The sequence below is a fragment of the Streptomyces eurythermus genome (assembly GCF_014649115.1).
GTDB classification, from domain to species: Bacteria; Actinomycetota; Actinomycetes; order Streptomycetales; family Streptomycetaceae; genus Streptomyces; species Streptomyces eurythermus.
Genome location: NZ_BMSK01000001.1, coordinates 84,080 through 99,988, shown reverse-complemented (window position 1 = coordinate 99,988; position 15,909 = coordinate 84,080). Strand labels below are relative to the sequence as shown.

General features: G+C 70.0%; 17 protein-coding genes. 2 read left to right on the top strand and 15 right to left on the bottom strand.

The genetic code is table 11. The annotated features are described in order from the left end of the window. Positions 1-4: 4 nt before the first annotated feature. Positions 5-934: a DUF389 domain-containing protein gene (locus tag IE251_RS00570; protein WP_189750926.1), complete on the top strand. Its 930-nt coding sequence runs from the start codon at positions 5-7 to the stop codon at positions 932-934. A 27-nt stretch (positions 935-961) separates the two neighbouring features. On the opposite strand, the gene glmM is transcribed toward IE251_RS00570, so the two are convergent. The 3 genes from glmM to rplM form a co-directional block, all read right to left on the bottom strand. After that, positions 962-2,320: a phosphoglucosamine mutase gene (glmM, locus tag IE251_RS00565; protein ID WP_189750925.1), complete on the bottom strand. Its 1,359-nt coding sequence runs from the start codon at positions 2,318-2,320 to the stop codon at positions 962-964. A 216-nt stretch (positions 2,321-2,536) separates the two neighbouring features. Beyond that, positions 2,537-3,049 (bottom strand): 30S ribosomal protein S9, encoded by a 513-nt coding sequence (gene rpsI / locus IE251_RS00560; protein ID WP_030601145.1) that lies wholly within the window; start codon positions 3,047-3,049, stop codon positions 2,537-2,539. A 42-nt stretch (positions 3,050-3,091) separates the two neighbouring features. Then, on the bottom strand, positions 3,092-3,535 hold the full coding sequence (rplM, locus tag IE251_RS00555) for a 50S ribosomal protein L13 (RefSeq protein ID WP_014674395.1): 444 nt from the start codon (positions 3,533-3,535) through the stop codon (positions 3,092-3,094). 268 nt (positions 3,536-3,803) lie between these two features. Here rplM and IE251_RS00550 point away from each other — a divergent pair, with 268 nt between their 5' ends. Beyond that, a complete protein-coding gene (locus IE251_RS00550) occupies positions 3,804-4,679 on the top strand; it encodes a hypothetical protein (protein WP_189750924.1) in 876 nt (291 codons plus the stop codon). Between the two features lie 60 nt (positions 4,680-4,739). Here IE251_RS00550 and IE251_RS00545 read toward each other — a convergent pair whose 3' ends face one another. From IE251_RS00545 to infA, 12 genes are all read right to left on the bottom strand, one after another. Further along, positions 4,740-5,483 (bottom strand): polyprenol monophosphomannose synthase, encoded by a 744-nt coding sequence (locus tag IE251_RS00545; protein WP_189750923.1) that lies wholly within the window; start codon positions 5,481-5,483, stop codon positions 4,740-4,742. Next, complete coding sequence (locus IE251_RS00540; protein WP_189750922.1) at positions 5,483-6,787, bottom strand: UDP-glucose dehydrogenase family protein; 1,305 nt, start codon at positions 6,785-6,787, stop codon at positions 5,483-5,485. The genes IE251_RS00545 and IE251_RS00540 overlap by 1 nt, the downstream gene beginning before the upstream one ends. Before the next feature lie 31 nt (positions 6,788-6,818). Beyond that, positions 6,819-8,801, bottom strand: coding sequence for an ArnT family glycosyltransferase (locus IE251_RS00535; RefSeq protein WP_189750921.1), 1,983 nt, complete (start codon positions 8,799-8,801; stop codon positions 6,819-6,821). Further along, positions 8,798-9,820 carry a glycoside hydrolase family 26 protein gene (locus IE251_RS00530; RefSeq protein WP_189750920.1) on the bottom strand — a complete coding sequence of 341 codons (1,023 nt, stop codon included), beginning with the start codon at positions 9,818-9,820 and terminating at the stop codon, positions 8,798-8,800. Before IE251_RS00530 ends, IE251_RS00535 begins: the two co-directional genes overlap by 4 nt. Beyond that, entirely contained in the window at positions 9,820-11,238 is a 1,419-nt protein-coding gene (locus IE251_RS00525; RefSeq protein ID WP_189751279.1) for a glycosyltransferase family 2 protein, read from the bottom strand. Before IE251_RS00525 ends, IE251_RS00530 begins: the two co-directional genes overlap by 1 nt. 382 nt (positions 11,239-11,620) lie before the next feature. Next, positions 11,621-12,484, bottom strand: coding sequence for a tRNA pseudouridine(38-40) synthase TruA (gene truA, locus IE251_RS00520; RefSeq protein WP_189750919.1), 864 nt, complete (start codon positions 12,482-12,484; stop codon positions 11,621-11,623). A 92-nt stretch (positions 12,485-12,576) separates the two neighbouring features. After that, complete coding sequence (rplQ, locus tag IE251_RS00515; RefSeq protein WP_189750918.1) at positions 12,577-13,068, bottom strand: 50S ribosomal protein L17; 492 nt, start codon at positions 13,066-13,068, stop codon at positions 12,577-12,579. A 115-nt stretch (positions 13,069-13,183) separates the two neighbouring features. Beyond that, on the bottom strand, positions 13,184-14,206 hold the full coding sequence (locus tag IE251_RS00510) for a DNA-directed RNA polymerase subunit alpha (RefSeq protein WP_003966937.1): 1,023 nt from the start codon (positions 14,204-14,206) through the stop codon (positions 13,184-13,186). Positions 14,207-14,353: 147 nt separating this feature from the next. Continuing rightward, positions 14,354-14,758 (bottom strand): 30S ribosomal protein S11, encoded by a 405-nt coding sequence (gene rpsK, locus IE251_RS00505; RefSeq protein WP_003956432.1) that lies wholly within the window; start codon positions 14,756-14,758, stop codon positions 14,354-14,356. Between the two features lie 65 nt (positions 14,759-14,823). After that, a complete protein-coding gene (rpsM, locus tag IE251_RS00500) occupies positions 14,824-15,204 on the bottom strand; it encodes a 30S ribosomal protein S13 (protein WP_023547369.1) in 381 nt (126 codons plus the stop codon). Positions 15,205-15,396: 192 nt separating this feature from the next. After that, positions 15,397-15,510: a 50S ribosomal protein L36 gene (gene rpmJ, locus IE251_RS00495; RefSeq protein WP_003998809.1), complete on the bottom strand. Its 114-nt coding sequence runs from the start codon at positions 15,508-15,510 to the stop codon at positions 15,397-15,399. Positions 15,511-15,570: 60 nt separating this feature from the next. Next, entirely contained in the window at positions 15,571-15,792 is a 222-nt protein-coding gene (infA, locus tag IE251_RS00490) for a translation initiation factor IF-1 (RefSeq protein ID WP_003948620.1), read from the bottom strand. Between the last annotated feature and the right edge of the window lie 117 nt (positions 15,793-15,909).

The following is a 15,909-nucleotide window of genomic DNA, read 5'->3' as shown; positions in this document are numbered from 1 at the left end:
GCGCATGCTGCATCTGCGCCTGATCACCCCGGCCGGGCAGACGGAGGAGGTGGTGCGGCTGATTGAGCGGACGGTCGGCACCACCCACCTCGTCGTCCTGCCCGGCACCGCCCGCGACCCCGCCGGCGACCTCGTCCTGTGCGACGTGGCGCGCGAGGCGGGCGACCAACTCATCGCCGGCCTGCGGCGGCTGGGCCTGGAGGACACCGGGTCCATCGCCGTGGAGGACATCGGCCTGTCGCTGTCCCGGCGGGCCGAGGAGGCCGAGAGAAAGGCGCCCGGCGAGGGCGCGGACGCGGTGCTGTGGGAGGGCCTGATCGAGGCCACCCACGAGGAGTCGACGCTCTCGGTCACCTACCTCGCGTTCATCACCCTGGCCACGATGATCGCCGCCTGCGGTGTGGTGCTGGACAACGCGGTCCTGATCGTGGGCGCGATGGCGGTCGGCCCGGAGTTCGGCCCGCTGGCCGGCATCAGCGCAGCGCTGGTACGGCGCCGTCCGCGCCTGGCCTGGCGCTCGGTGCTCGCCCTGCTGGTGGGCTTCGCGGTGGCCATGTCCCTGACGTCCGCCTTCAGCCTGCTGATGGACGCGACCGGGCTGTTCAGCAAGGACCAGTTGGAGGGCGCCCGGCCGAACACCGGGTTCATCTACGCCCCCGACTGGTTCTCGTTCGTCGTGGCCGTGCTCGCCGGCATCGCCGGGATCCTGTCCCTGACCTCCGCCAAGTCGGGCGCCCTGGTGGGCGTGGCCATCTCGGTGACCACGGTCCCGGCCGCGGCCAACGCGGCGGTGGCGCTGGCCTACGGCGACACGTCACAGACCAGCGGCTCCACCGTCCAGCTCCTGCTGAACCTGCTGGGCATCGTGCTGGCGGGGACCGTCACCCTGCTCGCTCAGAAGTATTTCTGGGAGCGTCGGCGCCAACGCCCTTGAAGGGCCCGGCCCCGCCAGGTTCCGGTGCTAGCCCAGCGCCGCCTTCACCGCGTCGGCCAGCCGTCCCGCGACCGCCCGGGCCTGCTCGATGTCCGCGGCCTCGACCATCACCCGCACCAGCGGCTCCGTGCCCGACGGCCGCAGCAGCACCCGCCCGGTCTCGCCGAGTTCCCGCTCCGCCTCGGCGACCGCGGCGGCGAGGTCGGCGGACGTCTTCACCCGCGACTTGTCCACGTCCGGCACGTTGATGAGGACCTGCGGCAGCCGCTCCATGACGGAGGCCAGCTCCCGCAGCGTACGGCCGGTCTGCGCGACCCGCGCGGCCAGCAGCAGGCCGGTCAGCGTGCCGTCGCCGGTGGTGGCGTGGTCGAGGATGATGACGTGCCCGGACTGCTCGCCGCCGAGGGCGTAGCCGTGCTCCTTCATCTCCTCCAGGACGTACCGGTCGCCCACGGCCGTCTGCACGAGCCGGATGCCCTCGCGTTCCATCGCCAGCTTGAAGCCGAGGTTGGACATCACGGTGGCCACCACCGTGTCGGACGGCAGCGCGGACCGCTCCCGCAGCGCCAGCGCGAGCACGGCGAGGATCTGGTCCCCGTCCACCTCCTCGCCGGTGTGGTCCACGGCCAGGCAGCGGTCGGCGTCACCGTCGTGCGCGATGCCGAGGTCGGCCCCGTGCTCGGCGACCGCGGCCTTGAGCAGGTCCAGGTGGGTCGAGCCGCAGCCGTCGTTGATGTTGAGCCCGTCCGGCTCGGCGCCGATCGTGACGACCTGGGCGCCCGCCCGGGCGAACACCTCCGGCGAGACCCCCGAGGCCGCGCCGTGTGCTTCGTCCAGGACGATCTTCAGGCCGTCGAGCCGGTTGGGCAGCACCGCCAGCAGATGGGCGATGTACTGCTCGAAGCCCTCGTCGTACGACCGTACGCGGCCGACGCCGGCGCCCGTCGGCCGCTGCCAGGGCTCGCCGTGCCGGTGGGAGTCGTAGACCGCCTCGATCCGGTCCTCCAGTTCGTCGGCGAGTTTGTGGCCGCCGCGGGCGAAGAACTTGATGCCGTTGTCCGGCATGGCGTTGTGGCTGGCGGAGAGCATCACGCCGAGGTCGGCGCCGAGCGCGCCGGTGAGGTACGCCACCGCGGGCGTCGGCAGCACGCCGACCCGCAGGACGTCGACGCCCGCGCTGGCCAGCCCGGCCACCACCGCGGCCTCCAGGAACTCCCCGGACGCGCGCGGGTCCCGTCCGACCACCGCCGTCGGCTTGTGGCCCTCGAAGGTGCCCGCCTCGGCCAGCACATGCGCCGCGGCGACGGAGAGGCCCAGCGCCAGCTCGGCCGTCAGATCCGCGTTGGCGACACCGCGCACGCCGTCCGTGCCGAAGAGTCGTCCCACTTGTCCTCCTGAGGAAGCATCGTTGTCGGAAGCGGACCGCGCCGCGTCGGGTGGCAGGCGACCCGGTATCCGATCACACAAGCCTTTGAGCGTCTTGTGCCGTTATACGCCCTTGGCTGGGATAAGCGAACGCCCCGGGGCACATGTGGCGTGCCGCCGGGGCGTTCGGAGTACGCGGGGCCGAAGCCCGTACCACGTACGAGCAGGCAGCGAAGCTTAGCGCTTGCTGTACTGCGGAGCCTTGCGGGCCTTCTTCAGACCGGCCTTCTTGCGCTCGACCGCACGGTCGTCGCGCTTGAGGAAGCCGGCCTTCTTCAGCGGGCCGCGGTTGTTGTCGACGTCGGCCTCGTTCAGCGCGCGGGCGACACCGAGACGCAGCGCACCGGCCTGGCCGGAGACACCGCCACCGGCGATGCGGGCGATGACGTCGTAACGACCGTCGAGCTCCAGCACCTTGAACGGCTCGTTGACTTCCTGCTGGTGCACCTTGTTCGGGAAGTAGTCCTCGAGGGTGCGACCGTTGATCTTCCACTTGCCGGTGCCCGGGACGATCCGGACGCGGGCGATGGCGTTCTTGCGGCGGCCCAGGCCGGCGGCCGGCTGCGGCTCGCCGAAGCGGGAGGCCAGGGACTCCGAGGTGTACTCGCCCTCGACGGGGACCTCGGACTCGGTGGTGTAGCTGTCGATGTCAAGCTCTTCGAGCGGCTGCTCGGCAGTGGTCTCGGCCACGATTCTCCTCAGATTCTGTTCAGTCTTAGGGGGTGGCCGGACTTACTGCGCGACCTGGGTGATCTCGAACGGCACCGGCTGCTGGGCCGCGTGCGGGTGCTGGTCACCCTTGTAGACCTTCAGCTTCGAGAGCATCTGACGGCCCAGGGAGTTCTTGGGGAGCATGCCCTTGACGGCCTTCTCGATGGCCTTCTCCGGGTTCTTGTCCAGCAGCTCGTCGTAACGGACGGAGCGCAGACCACCCGGGTAGCCGGAGTGGCGGTAGGCCATCTTCTGGGTCCGCTTGTTGCCGGACAGGTGCACCTTGTCGGCGTTGATGATGATGACGAAGTCACCAGCGTCGACGTGCGGCGCGTAGATCGGCTTGTGCTTGCCCCGGAGGAGGGTCGCAGCAGTGGTGGCGAGACGGCCCAGGACAACGTCCTGAGCGTCGATGACGTGCCACTGGCGCGTCACATCGCCGGGCTTGGGGCTGTACGTACGCACGGTTCGTAGCCTTCGCTTCGAGTGAATGGTCCTAAACAAGGTCACCGAAACGATCACGACAGCCTTGACCCACGGCGGCGACGCAAACCGCGTGCGTGGGGTCGCTGGTCATCGGCCCGGTGGACCGGTGTAAGGGCCCGTCCCGTGAGAATGAGCAAGCCAATACACAACGAAGAAGCAGGTTACCGGCTGGCCCCCGGGCGGGTCAAAACGAGGCGGTCCGCCGCACGGCCCCCGTGTCACCGGGCCCCCGTCTAAGATGCGCCCCATGAGTTACGGGCAGGGGGGACCCCAGTCTCAGTGGGATCCCTGGAAACCGCATTCCCAGCAGCCGTGGAACAGCGGAGAAGACGACGGGACGCCCGACTGGGCCGCGCTCGCCGAGGCCTCCGAGACCCGGAACAAGCGCCGCAAGCTGCTGTTCATAGCCGGCGGTGCGCTGGCCGCGGTCGCGATAGGCACCGCGGTCGCCGTGGCCGTGGTCTCCGCGAACGGCGGTGACCCCGAGGCCGGCCCGAGCAACCTGCCCGCCACCGCCTCCATACCCGGCACGGCCTCCGGGACGCCGTCCTTCGAGCCGACCAGCGCGCCACCGCCGCTGAACCCGGCGGACTTCATATCCAGCGCCAAGAAGGACACCGCTCCGCTCGGCCCCGACACGCTCTTCCCCGGCAAGCAGCTCACGCTCGGCGACACCGTGTACACGAAGGGCGCCACGGACGACACCTCCGGCTGCGCCTCGGTCGCCGGCGGCACCCTGCCGGGCATCCTCACGAACAACGGCTGCACCCGTCTGCTGCGCGCCACCTACACCCACGGCGACATCGCGGTCACCGTGGGCGTCGCCGTCTTCGACAACGCGGCGCAGGCCGGCCGGGCCAAGGCGCAGACCGACGACCGGTCCATCGTCCGCTCGCTGTTCGGCAAGGGCGGCGTCAAGCCCTTCTGCGACGGGGCGTTCTGCCGCTCCACGCGCAACGCCTACGGCCGCTACGCCTACTTCACGATCTCCGGCTTCACCACCGGCAAGGACGTCACGAAGAAGGACACCGACGTCTTCGGCGCCGGCAACGGCCTGGCCCAGTTCACCGTGAACCAGATCCACCGCCGCGGCCAGGAGCAGGCCGAGGCCGCCGCCCGGTAGCCGGCCCGCCCGGCGGCCGCACCGGCCGGTCGCCGCCCCGGCCGGCAGCCGCCCCGGCCGCTAGTACCGCTTCATCCGCAGCCGCAGCGGCAGCACGGCCGACTCCAGCTGGGTGCGCAGCGTCATCTTGGACTCGCCCTCGGTGCGCTCGGTGAACCGGATGGGGATCTCCACGGCCGTGTGCCCGGCCCGGACGGCCCGGTACTTCAGCTCCACCTGGAAGCTGTAGCCGGCGCTGTCCAGGGACGCCAGGCCGACGTCCCGCAGGGTCCGCGCCGACCACAGGTTGAACCCGGCCGTGATGTCCTGGATGTCGGTGCCGAGGATGGCGCGCGCGTACCGGTTGGCGAACCGGGACAGCAGCACCCGGTGGGCGCCCCACTCCTCGTCCAGCGAGCCGCCCTCGACGTACCGGCTGCCGACCACCAGCCCGGCGCCGGAGTCCAGGGCCGCCTGGAGCATGCGGGGCACCGCCTCCACCGGGTGGCTGCCGTCGGCGTCCATCTGGACGACGTACTCGGCGCCCTCGTCCAGCGCGGCGGACATCCCGGCGGTGTACGCCCGGCCCAGCCCGTCCTTCTCGGTGCGGTGCAGCACGCTCATCCGGGTGCGGCCGGCGCCGTTGTACTTCTCGGCCAGCTCCTCGGCGATCCGCCCGGTGCCGTCCGGGCTGGAGTCGTCGACGATCTTCAACTGGAGCCCGTCCAACGGCAGCCCGAGCACGGCCTCGGCCATGCCCGGCAGATTCGCCGCCTCGTTGTACGTCGGCATGACCACGGTGACCCGGGCCTCGCTCTGTGCCATCACTGTCCCTCCCCTGCGGGCACCGGCCTGCCCGGTGCCCGGAACCGCCAGCCCGCCGCGGCCCAGCGGTCCGCGTCGAGCCCCCCTCGCCCGTCCACGATCCGCGGCCGGGCCACCAGCGTCGCCGCCCGCTCCGGGTCGATCTCCCGGAACTGCGGCCACTCGGTCAGATGCAGGACCAGGTCGGCCCCGCGCAGCGCGTCCTCGACGGTCCCCGCGTATCCCAGCAGCGGGAACGCCTTGCGCGCGTTGTCCGCGGCCACCGGGTCGTACACGGTGACGTCGGCGCCCTCCAGCCGCAGCCGGGCGGCCACGGCCAGCGCGGGCGAGTCGCGGATGTCGTCCGAGCCGGGCTTGAAGGCGGCGCCGAGGACGGTGACCCGGGCGCCGAGCACCGCTCCCCCGCACTGCTCGCGGGCCAGCTCCACCACCCGGTCCCGGCGCCGCATGTTGATCGCGTCCACCTCGCGCAGCAGCCTGAGCGGGACGCCCAGCTCGCCGGCCCGGTGTGCGAAGGCGCGGATGTCCTTGGGCAGACAGCCGCCGCCGAAGCCGAGCCCGGCGCTCAGGAACTCCGGCCCGATCCGGTCGTCGTGGCCGAGGGCCTCGGCGAGCGTGCGCACATCGCCGCCGGCCGCCTCGCAGACCTCGGCCATCGCGTTGATGAAGGAGATCTTGGTGGCGAGGAAGGCGTTGGCGGCCGTCTTGACCAGCTCGGCGGTCGCGAAGTCGGCGGTGACCAGCGGGGTGCCGACGGCGAGGACCGGCGCGTACACGGCGCGCAGCACGGCCTCGGCGCGCGGCGACGCGACGCCGAACACCAGCCGGTCCGGGCGCAGCGTGTCCTGGACGGCGAGGCCCTCGCGCAGGAACTCCGGGTTCCAGGCGATCTCCGCGTCGTACGTCCGGGCCAGCCGCTCGGCCGTGCCGACCGGCACGGTCGACTTGCCGACGAGCAGCGCGTCCGGCGCGGCGTGCGCGGCCAGGGCGGCGAAGGCCGCGTCCACCTGGCTCAGGTCGGCGGCGCCGGAGTCGGCGCGCTGCGGGGTGCCCACGCAGACGAAGTGGACCTCGCCGAAGGCCCCGGCCTCGGCGAAGGAGGTGGTGAACCGCAGCCGGCCGCTCGCGGTGTGCCGCGCGATCAGCTCGGGCAGGCCCGGCTCGTGGAAGGGCACCCGCCCGGCGCCGAGCGCGGCGGCCTTCTCCGGGTCGGCGTCGACGCCGAGCACCTCGTGGCCGAGTTCGGCCATGCAGGCGGCGTGGGTGGCACCGAGGTAGCCGGTGCCGATGACGGTGAGCCGCATGGGGACGGCCTTTCTCGCTTCGGACCTGCGGTCAGGAGGTCTTGGTCCAGATGCGGTAGTGACCGGTGCCGCTGGAGTTGCGGAAGGGCAGGTCGGCCAGGAGCCGGTAGTGCGGGTTGCCCTTGACCGCGTCCGCGACCACGGTGTCCACCCGGGGGTTGGTGAGGCCGTCCAGGACGATCAGGTCGAACTCGCCGTCGCGCAGCGCCGCCCGGTAGGCCTCGTCGCCCTGGTGGTACGTGCCCTTCTTGTCCGTGTACTCCAGGGCGAACACGCCCTGCCACTGCCGGTGGCTGGTCTTGTCCCGCAGGTAGTAGACGGGCACCTCGGGGGTGGAGGCGAGGTAGTGGCCCTTGCGGTCCACGTGGGAGTCGATGACCCGGATCATCTTCGAGGAGTCGGGCCAGACGCCGAAGCGCCAGTCCGCCTGCGAGATGCCGAGGCAGAGCGTCGCGGTCCACAGCATGATGCCGAGCTGGGGGTAGCGGAAGTGGGCGCCGATCAGCCGGGTGACGCCCACCCCGGCCATCGGCGCGGCGAACAGCAGGCCGAAGCCGACGTGCTTGAACAGCGAGACGACGGTGCCCAGGTGGATCTGGTAGGCGGGCGCGAGCAGCGCGGTGCCGCACAGCACCAGTCCGAGCAGCGCCCGCCAGCGCCATCCGGGGTTGCCGAGCCGCTGGGCGGCCGGGGACTCGTTCATCCGGCTGCGCCGCACATAGGAGACCGCGCCGCCGACGGCGGTGAGGAACATCAGCCCGCCCCACTCGCCGGACCGCTGGAGCAGGAAGGCGGTGCTGTCGGAGCCGTGGTCCCGGTCGGTGGTGGTCTGCCGCACACCGGCCATCAGGTCGGTGCCGTACATGCCGGCCGCCAGCAGCGCGCCGATGCCGAGCGCGAACAGCAGCATCCGCAGGAACGCCTTGCGCCCCTGGTGCGGCCAGCCGGTGAGCAGCGCGAGCACGACGATGGTCGGCAGGTACAGGCCCGCCGCGTACTTCACGCCGACGGCGAGGACGGCGACGGGGACGGCGAGCAGTACGGCGGCCACCGGCGCCCGGTCGGTGCGTACGACGATCCAGGTGGCGAGGGCCAGCAGGAACACCGCGGCGGCGTCGTAGGTGGCGAAGTAGCCCATGACGACCGTGGACTGCACCACGGCGAACAGGGCGGCGCCGGCCAGCGCGGCCCGCTCGTTGAACAGCCGCCGGGTGAAGGAGTACAGCAGTCCGGTGGTGCCCAGCATGAACGCCAGGCTCAGCAGGCGCGCCCCGGTGAGCCCGAGCACGTCGTCCACGGCGGCGGCGAGCACCGGGTACAGCTGCGGCGAGCCGGAGAAGTAGGCCGCGTAGTCGATGGGCAGCGGGGTGCCGTGCAGCAGGTGCTGGAGCTCGGCGTGGCCGGCGGCGAGGTAGAGGGCCTCGTCCTGGAACGCGGTGTTGGCCAGGCGCAGCGAGAGCACGGCCTGGACGGCCAGCACGCACAGCAGCACGGCCCGGCTGACCCAGGCGCGCCGCCGGCTTGCGGCCATGTCCCAGCCGACCTCGGGCGTCTCGGGCACGTGGTACCCGGGCTCGGCGGGCGCGGCCGGCTCTTCCTCGGCGGTCTGCCCGGGGTACGCCGGCTGACCGGCGGGCTGCTGGTGGGCGTGGGCCCCGGGGTCGTACCCGTACCCCTCGGGTATGCCGTACTCCTGGGGGACCTGGTGGTGGCCCTGCGCGGTGTCGTACTCCTGAGGGACCTGGTGGTAGCCCTGCGGGCTGTCGTACCCCTGGGGGACCTGGTGGTAGCCCTGCGCGGTGTCGTACTCCTGAGGGACCGGGTGCCCGTGTGCGACCCCGTAGTCCTGCGGGGTGTCGTACCCCTGGGGGGCCTGGTGGTAGCCCTGCGGGACCTCGTGGCCCTGCGGCCGGTGCGGGAGGTAGCCGTCGGAGTTGAACCAGCCGCCCTGCTGCTCCTCCTCGGCGTACGGGTCGTAGGGCTGCGGGGTGTAGTACTCGGGACGAGAGGTCATGACGGCTTCCGTACGTCGAAGCCGAAACGGTCGTCGGCGGCCAGGCGCTTGAACTCCGTCAGCGCCAGCGGGCTCGCCTCCAGCCGCCAGTCGGCGCGCTTTTTGTAGTCGAACCAGATGAAACCGAGCATGTCGTCGTCGGCCGTGACGCCCGCGAACAGGTTGCGGACATCGGCCCGCCGCCGCTCGCCGGGCATGGCCGCGGTCTCCAGCAGCAGCATCGGTTTCCTGGTGAAGGTGCGGATCTCGTCGCGGGTCGGCCCGAAGACGCTGTCGAAGGCGTTGTCCTGGCCGATCGTGAAGTAACCGACCAGACCGATCCAGTCCACATAGGCGTCACCCGGGTAGTACGGCTTGAGCCGTACGTTCTTCACCGGGTTGACGATGTTGGGCGCCCAGGCCCAGATGACGTTGGTGGCGCCGACGTCGACGAAGGTCTGGTGGATGTGGCGCCAGGCGGCCACGTACTGGGCCGGGGTCGCGTCGTGCGTGCCCCACTTCTCCCAGTGGCCGTTGAACTCGTCCGCGAAGTCCATCACCACGGGCAGGTTCAGCTTGCGCACGGCGGTCGCGTACTCCTTGATGTACGCGTCCGACCTGCCCGCCGCGATGTCGGCGAGGGAGGTGTCGAAGGGCTCCCAGGACATCAGTGTCAGGGCGCCCTCGGCCCAGGCGTTGCGCACACCGGTGGCGTCGAAGCCGTCGCCCCAGGCGGCGTAGTACTCGATGAGGTTGGGCTGCTTGCCGGTCTTCGCCGTGTACGCGTCGATGTTCTTCATGGAGATCGGCGCGCCCGGCACGGCGGCCCCGTAGTACTTCTTCGCCGGCTTGATCAGGGGGGTGACGTCGTAGGGGATGTCCTGGGGGCTCGCCGAGGAGCGCGGGGCGGACCCGCCGCCGGACTCCGAGGAGCCCCCGGAGTCGTCGCCGAACAGTGAGCAGCCGCCGAGCGCGAGGACGCCGGCCAGAACGCAGGCCAAGGCCGCGCCGGACATGCGGAATCGTTCCCTCAGTCGCATCAGGCGGCCTCCGCCCCGGACCGCGGCTGCACCAGCACCCGGCCGACGACCAGCGCGTAGAACAGCCCCGAGGACAGGATCAGGGCGAAGTCCGGGGCGTTCATGGTGAACGTCCGGTACACCGCCGCGGTGACCCACACCAGCGCCGTGCCACCGCTCCACGCCCACATGCCGATCCAGAACCGCCGCGTCTTGTTCTTCTTGGCACCGGAGGAGCCGGTCGGCTGCCAGCCCATGCGGTTCTTGCGCAGGATGTCCCAGATGGCGAAGACGTGCGCCCAGCCGTACATCATCCGGGTCGCCCAGGCCTCCAGGCGGTAGGGCGCCCGGTGCCACATCGGGAAGACGATCGTGGTGTAGAGGATGCTGGGCAGCACCAGCAGCAGGTGCTCGACCTTGAGCTTGTCCGGCATGACCAGCAGCAGCACGATCGGGATGACCGGGGCCGCGAAGGTGAACAGCGCGGTGTGGATGTAGTAGAAGAAGCCGGACATGTAGCACAGCCGGCTGGACAGCTTGATCTTCGCCTGCCAGAACTTACGGCTGCCGAGCAGGCTCATCGAGCCCGAGCACCAGCGGTACTGCTGGTTGAAGAAGGCGCCCGCGCTGTCCGGGCAGACCCCGGTGGACACCGCGACCGGGACGTACCGGAGGTCCCAGCCGAGCCCGCGCAGATCGAACCCGGTGTGCACGTCCTCGGAGTGCTCGATCAGCGTGGTGCCGCCGTTGGTCTCCAGCGCCGCCCGCCGGTAGATCGCGCAGGAGCCGACGCAGATGGCGCCGTCGCTGCCCTGCCGGGAGACCTGCACGGAGCGGTAGAACAGCTCCTGCACCGCGCCCGCGCCGCGCTCGATCCAGTTCTGCGAGTCGAGCACCCGGAAGTACTGCGGGGACTGGACGATGCCGATCCGCGGATCGTCGTCCATGTACGGCAGCAGTTCCTCCAGCAGATCGGCGCGCGGGGTGAAGTCGGCGTCCAGGATGAGGATGTACTCACCGTCGGACTGGGCGAAGCCGAAGTGCAGGTTGCCGGCCTTCTTGAACCAGCCCCGGTTCTCCCGGGTGCCGTAGCGGAAGCCGAAGTCCCGGGCCATCGCCGCCAGTTCGGGGCTCGCGCCGTCGTCCAGCACGAACGGCACACAGACCCCGGGGTACCGGTCGGCCATCGCCCGCACATGCCGCCAGGTGTTGTGCAGCACCTCGATGGGCTCACCGCACACCGGCAGGAACACGTCCACGGTCGGATACACCCCGGGCCGCCAGTTCTGCACCAGCCGCCGGTGGTGGGCGATGTCGAAGTCCCGGGTGAAGCCGTTCACCCGCAACGACACCAGGTAGTAGATCACCGTGAAGGCGAGCAGCGGCGTGTAGATCCACAGCACCGGTGTGGACGCCGCCAGCTTGAACTGGCTCAGCACCAGGCAGCAGAAGCTGATCAGCGAGCTGATCGTCAGGATCCACAGGTGCCGTCGCGCGTAGGAGTACTTCTCCTTGTCCGTCGGCGGGAGCGGCAGCAGTCCGAGCGCGGCCGTTCCGCCCCGCCCGGCCCGTCGCCGCCCACCGCTCTGCCGTGCCGCGCGACGCCCCCCGGCCCGCACGGAATCCACTGAAGTCATTCCGTTGTCCCACCCCGGGCCTTACCGACCCGTCGACCCCCCAGCCAATCCCGGCCTCTTCATCGAACGTGTGGCCGGGTCGCGCAACTGTATCCGAGACGTATGAAACGCGTAAGAGTCGGTAAGGGCTAATACGCCCCTCAAGTCCGGATATGGGGCGTAAGAGACGTGAAATGCGACGTAACTAACAGGTTTCGCATCCCGGAAGTCCGGGAAGCGACCGCTTGTTCCGGGCCTCCTTGCTCCGGGCCGCCAGCAGCTCGTCGGCCGGGTAGCCGACCTCCTCCAGCGTCAGCCCGTGCGGCCGTACGACATGCACCGCGGAGTCCCGTACGCCCGCCGCCAGCACCTTCCCCGGCCACTCCGGCCCCCGGTGGCCGTCCCCGACGAACAGCAGCGCGCCGATCAGCGAGCGCACCATGTTGTGGCAGAACGCGTCCGCCCGCACGGTCGCGGTGATGATCCCGTCCTCGCCCCGCACCAGGCTCAGCTCCTGGAGGGTACGGATGGTGGTCGCGCCTTCGCGCTTCTTGCAGTAGGCGGCGAAGTCGTGCTCCCCGAGCAGCGCCCGCGCGGCCTCGTTCATGGCGTCCACGTCGAGCGGCCAGTCGTGCCACAGCACGTGGCCTCGCAGCAGCGGATCCACTCCCCCGGGATTGTCGGTGACCCGGTAGGCATAGCGCCGCCACACCGCCGAGAACCGCGCGTTGAACCCGCTCGGCGCCTTGCGCAGCGCCCACACCCGGACGTCCTTCGGCAGCCGGCCGGCCAGCCGCTTCAGCAGCTTCTGGTGGTGCTCGCGCCACAGCTCCTCGGGCAGATCGACGTGCGCCACCTGCCCCCTGGCGTGCACCCCGGCATCGGTGCGACCGGCCACGGTCAGCTCGTACGTCTCCTTGGACCGCGTGACCGTCCGCAGGGCGTCCTCGATCTCCCCCTGCACGGTCCGCCGGCCCCCGGCCTGCTTGGCCCAGCCGTGGAAGGCGGAACCGTCGTAGGACAGATCGAGACGGACACGAACGTAACCGGGCTGCACTTCGTCACTCACGTGCAGATCCTCTCAGGGCTGTGCCGTAGGGAAAAACGCGAAAGCGGGCCCACCCCTAAGGGTGGGCCCGCTTCCCGCGTTCAGGCAGAGCCTCAGGCGTCCTTGGACTCCTCGGCCGGAGCCTCGGTCTCCTCGACCTTGGTCTCCTCGGCCTTGGCCTCCTCGGCCTCCTTGACCGCACGCTTGGTCGCGGCCTCGGCCTCGCCCACGGCGTTCTGCTGCACCGTCAGCGCCTCGACCAGCTCGATGACGGCCATGGGCGCGTTGTCGCCACGGCGGTTACCGATCTTGGTGATGCGGGTGTAACCACCGGGGCGGTTCTCGTAGCGCGGGCCGATCTCGGTGAAGAGCGTGTGGACGACGCTCTTGTCCGTGATCACCTGAAGCACCTGGCGGCGGTTGTGAAGGTCACCCTTCTTCGCCTTGGTGATCAGACGCTCGGCGTACGGGCGCAGGCGGCGGGCCTTGGCCTCGGTGGTGGTGATCTTGCCGTGCTCGAAGAGGCTCTTCGCGAGGTTCGCGAGGAGCAGCTTCTCGTGCGCGGCGCTGCCGCCCAGACGGGCACCCTTGGTGGGCTTCGGCATGGTTCTTCTCCTAGGTGTCTGCCCCGGCCGTATCAGGTACCGGGGTCAGTATCTGAGCAGGCGGTCGCCTGTCAGAGATCCGGGGTCCGCTGACGCGAACCCCGGAAGCAGAGACTCAGTACTGCTCGGTCTCCACGAAACCCGCGTCCGCGTCGTCGTCGGCGCCGAAGGCGTCCGCGGCGGCCGTGGGGTCGAATCCGGGCGGGCTGTCCTTCAGGGCCAGGCCCATGCCGGCCAGCTTCGCCTTGACCTCGTCGATGGACTTCGCACCGAAGTTGCGGATGTCCAGCAGGTCGGCCTCGCTGCGCGCGACCAGCTCACCCACGGAGTGGATGCCCTCGCGCTTGAGGCAGTTGTACGACCGAACGGTGAGCTCGAGCTCCTCGATCGGCAGCGCCAGGTCCGCGGCCAGGGCGGCGTCCGTCGGGGACGGGCCCATGTCGATGCCCTCGGCGTCGATGTTCAGCTCGCGGGCGAGACCGAACAGCTCGACCAGGGTCTTGCCGGCGGAGGCCATGGCGTCACGCGGACGCATCGCCTGCTTGGTCTCGACGTCGACGATCAGCTTGTCGAAGTCGGTGCGCTGCTCGACACGCGTGGCCTCGACCTTGTACGTGACCTTCAGCACCGGCGAGTAGATCGAGTCGACCGGGATACGGCCGATCTCCTGGCCCACCTGCTTGTTCTGCACGGCGGAGACGTAGCCGCGACCGCGCTCGACGGTCAGCTCCATCTCCAGCTTGCCCTTGCCGTTGAGCGTGGCGAGGACGAGGTCGGGGTTGTGCACCTCGACACCGGCCGGGGGCGCGATGTCGGCGGCGGTGACCAGACCCGGGCCCTGCTTGCGCAGGTACATCACGACCGGCTCGTCGTGCTCCGAGGAGACGACCAGCTGCTTGATGTTGAGGATCAGGTCGGTGACGTCCTCCTTGACGCCCGGCACGGTGGTGAACTCGTGCAGGACACCGTCGATCCGGATCGAGGTGACGGCGGCACCCGGGATCGAGGAGAGGAGCGTACGGCGCAGGGAGTTGCCGAGGGTGTAGCCGAAGCCCGGCTCCAGCGGCTCGATCACGAACCGGGAGCGGAACTCGTCGACGACCTCTTCGGTCAACGAGGGACGCTGAGCGATCAGCATGTGTGGATCAGATCCTTCTTTCGTGGACGCCCGCTATTTGACGTCCGACGGAGACCGCGCCCGGGAAAAGCGCGGGTACTGCAAGGGTACGGGCGGCACGACCCCGAAGAGCCGTACCGCCCGGAACCCAGCCAGTCGAAGCGAGCGTCAGACGCGACGGCGCTTCGGCGGGCGGCAGCCGTTGTGCGGGGTCGGGGTGACGTCCTGGATGGAGCCGACCTCGAGACCCGTGGCCTGGAGGGAACGGATCGCGGTCTCGCGACCGGAGCCCGGGCCCTTCACGAACACGTCGACCTTGCGCATGCCGTGCTCCTGGGCGCGGCGGGCGGCCGACTCGGCGGCCATCTGCGCGGCGAACGGCGTGGACTTCCGGGAGCCCTTGAAGCCGACGTGGCCGGCGGAGGCCCAGGAGATCACGTTGCCGGACGGGTCCGTGATCGAGACGATCGTGTTGTTGAACGTGCTCTTGATGTGCGCGTGGCCGTGAGCGACGTTCTTCTTTTCCTTGCGGCGCACCTTCTTGGCAGCGCCCTGACGACCCTTGGGGGGCATCTAATAACTCCTACGGGAGGTGGTCGGTCCTACAGCGAAGACCGTGGACAGGCGTCCGCTGCGGACTACTTCTTGCCCGGCTTCTTCTTGCCGGCGATGGCGCGACGCGGGCCCTTGCGGGTACGGGCGTTGGTGCTGGTGCGCTGACCGCGGACGGGCAGACCGCGACGGTGACGGAGACCCTGGTAGCAGCCGATCTCGACCTTGCGGCGGATGTCGGCCTGGATCTCGCGACGGAGGTCACCCTCGGTCTTGATGTTGTTGTCGACGTACTCGCGGATCGCGACGAGCTGCTCTTCCGTCAGGTCGCGGACGCGGGTGTTCGGGTCGACGCCGGTCGCAGCCAGCGTCTCCTTGGAGAGGGTCCGGCCGATGCCGAACACGTAGGTGAGGGCGACCTCCACGCGCTTTTCGCGCGGGATGTCAACACCGGAAACGCGTGCCATTCAATGGCTCCTGGTGATTCTTCGGAGGTCTTCCGCAGAACCGGCTCCCGGCCGCCGTACCAGGTACGAACCGGGTCCCCGGCCTCCGAACCGGGGGTATCGAGCTGGATGGCTCGGGTCCTGCGTATGAACATATTCAGCTCGCGTCGCGCGAAACTCTGCGATAGAGGTGCAGAGGGAAACGGTCGTGCGTCAGCCCTGGCGCTGCTTGTGGCGCGGGTTCTCGCAGATGACCATGACCCGGCCGTGACGGCGGATCACCCTGCACTTGTCGCAGATCTTCTTGACGCTCGGCTTGACCTTCATGGGGTGAGGTTCTCCGGGTCAGTGCCATCGCTCCGGGCGGGCCCGAAGCGCGGGCAAGATCTACTTGTACCGGTAGACGATCCGGCCACGCGTCAGGTCGTACGGAGACAGCTCCACCACGACCCGGTCGTCAGGGAGGATGCGGATGTAGTGCATACGCATCTTGCCGCTGATGTGTGCCAGGACCTGGTGGCCGTTCTGGAGCTCGACCTTGAACATGGCGTTCGGCAGAGACTCGACGACAGTGCCCTCGATCTCGATGGCACCTTGCTTCTTGGCCACGCTTCGCCCTTCGAATCGACTACCTTGATCGACTCCGCCGTGCACCGATTGTGAGCATGCAGGCATGCGGGTGCACAAGAGCCGACGAGTCAGTCTACGTCGGCGCACCCGGAAAGG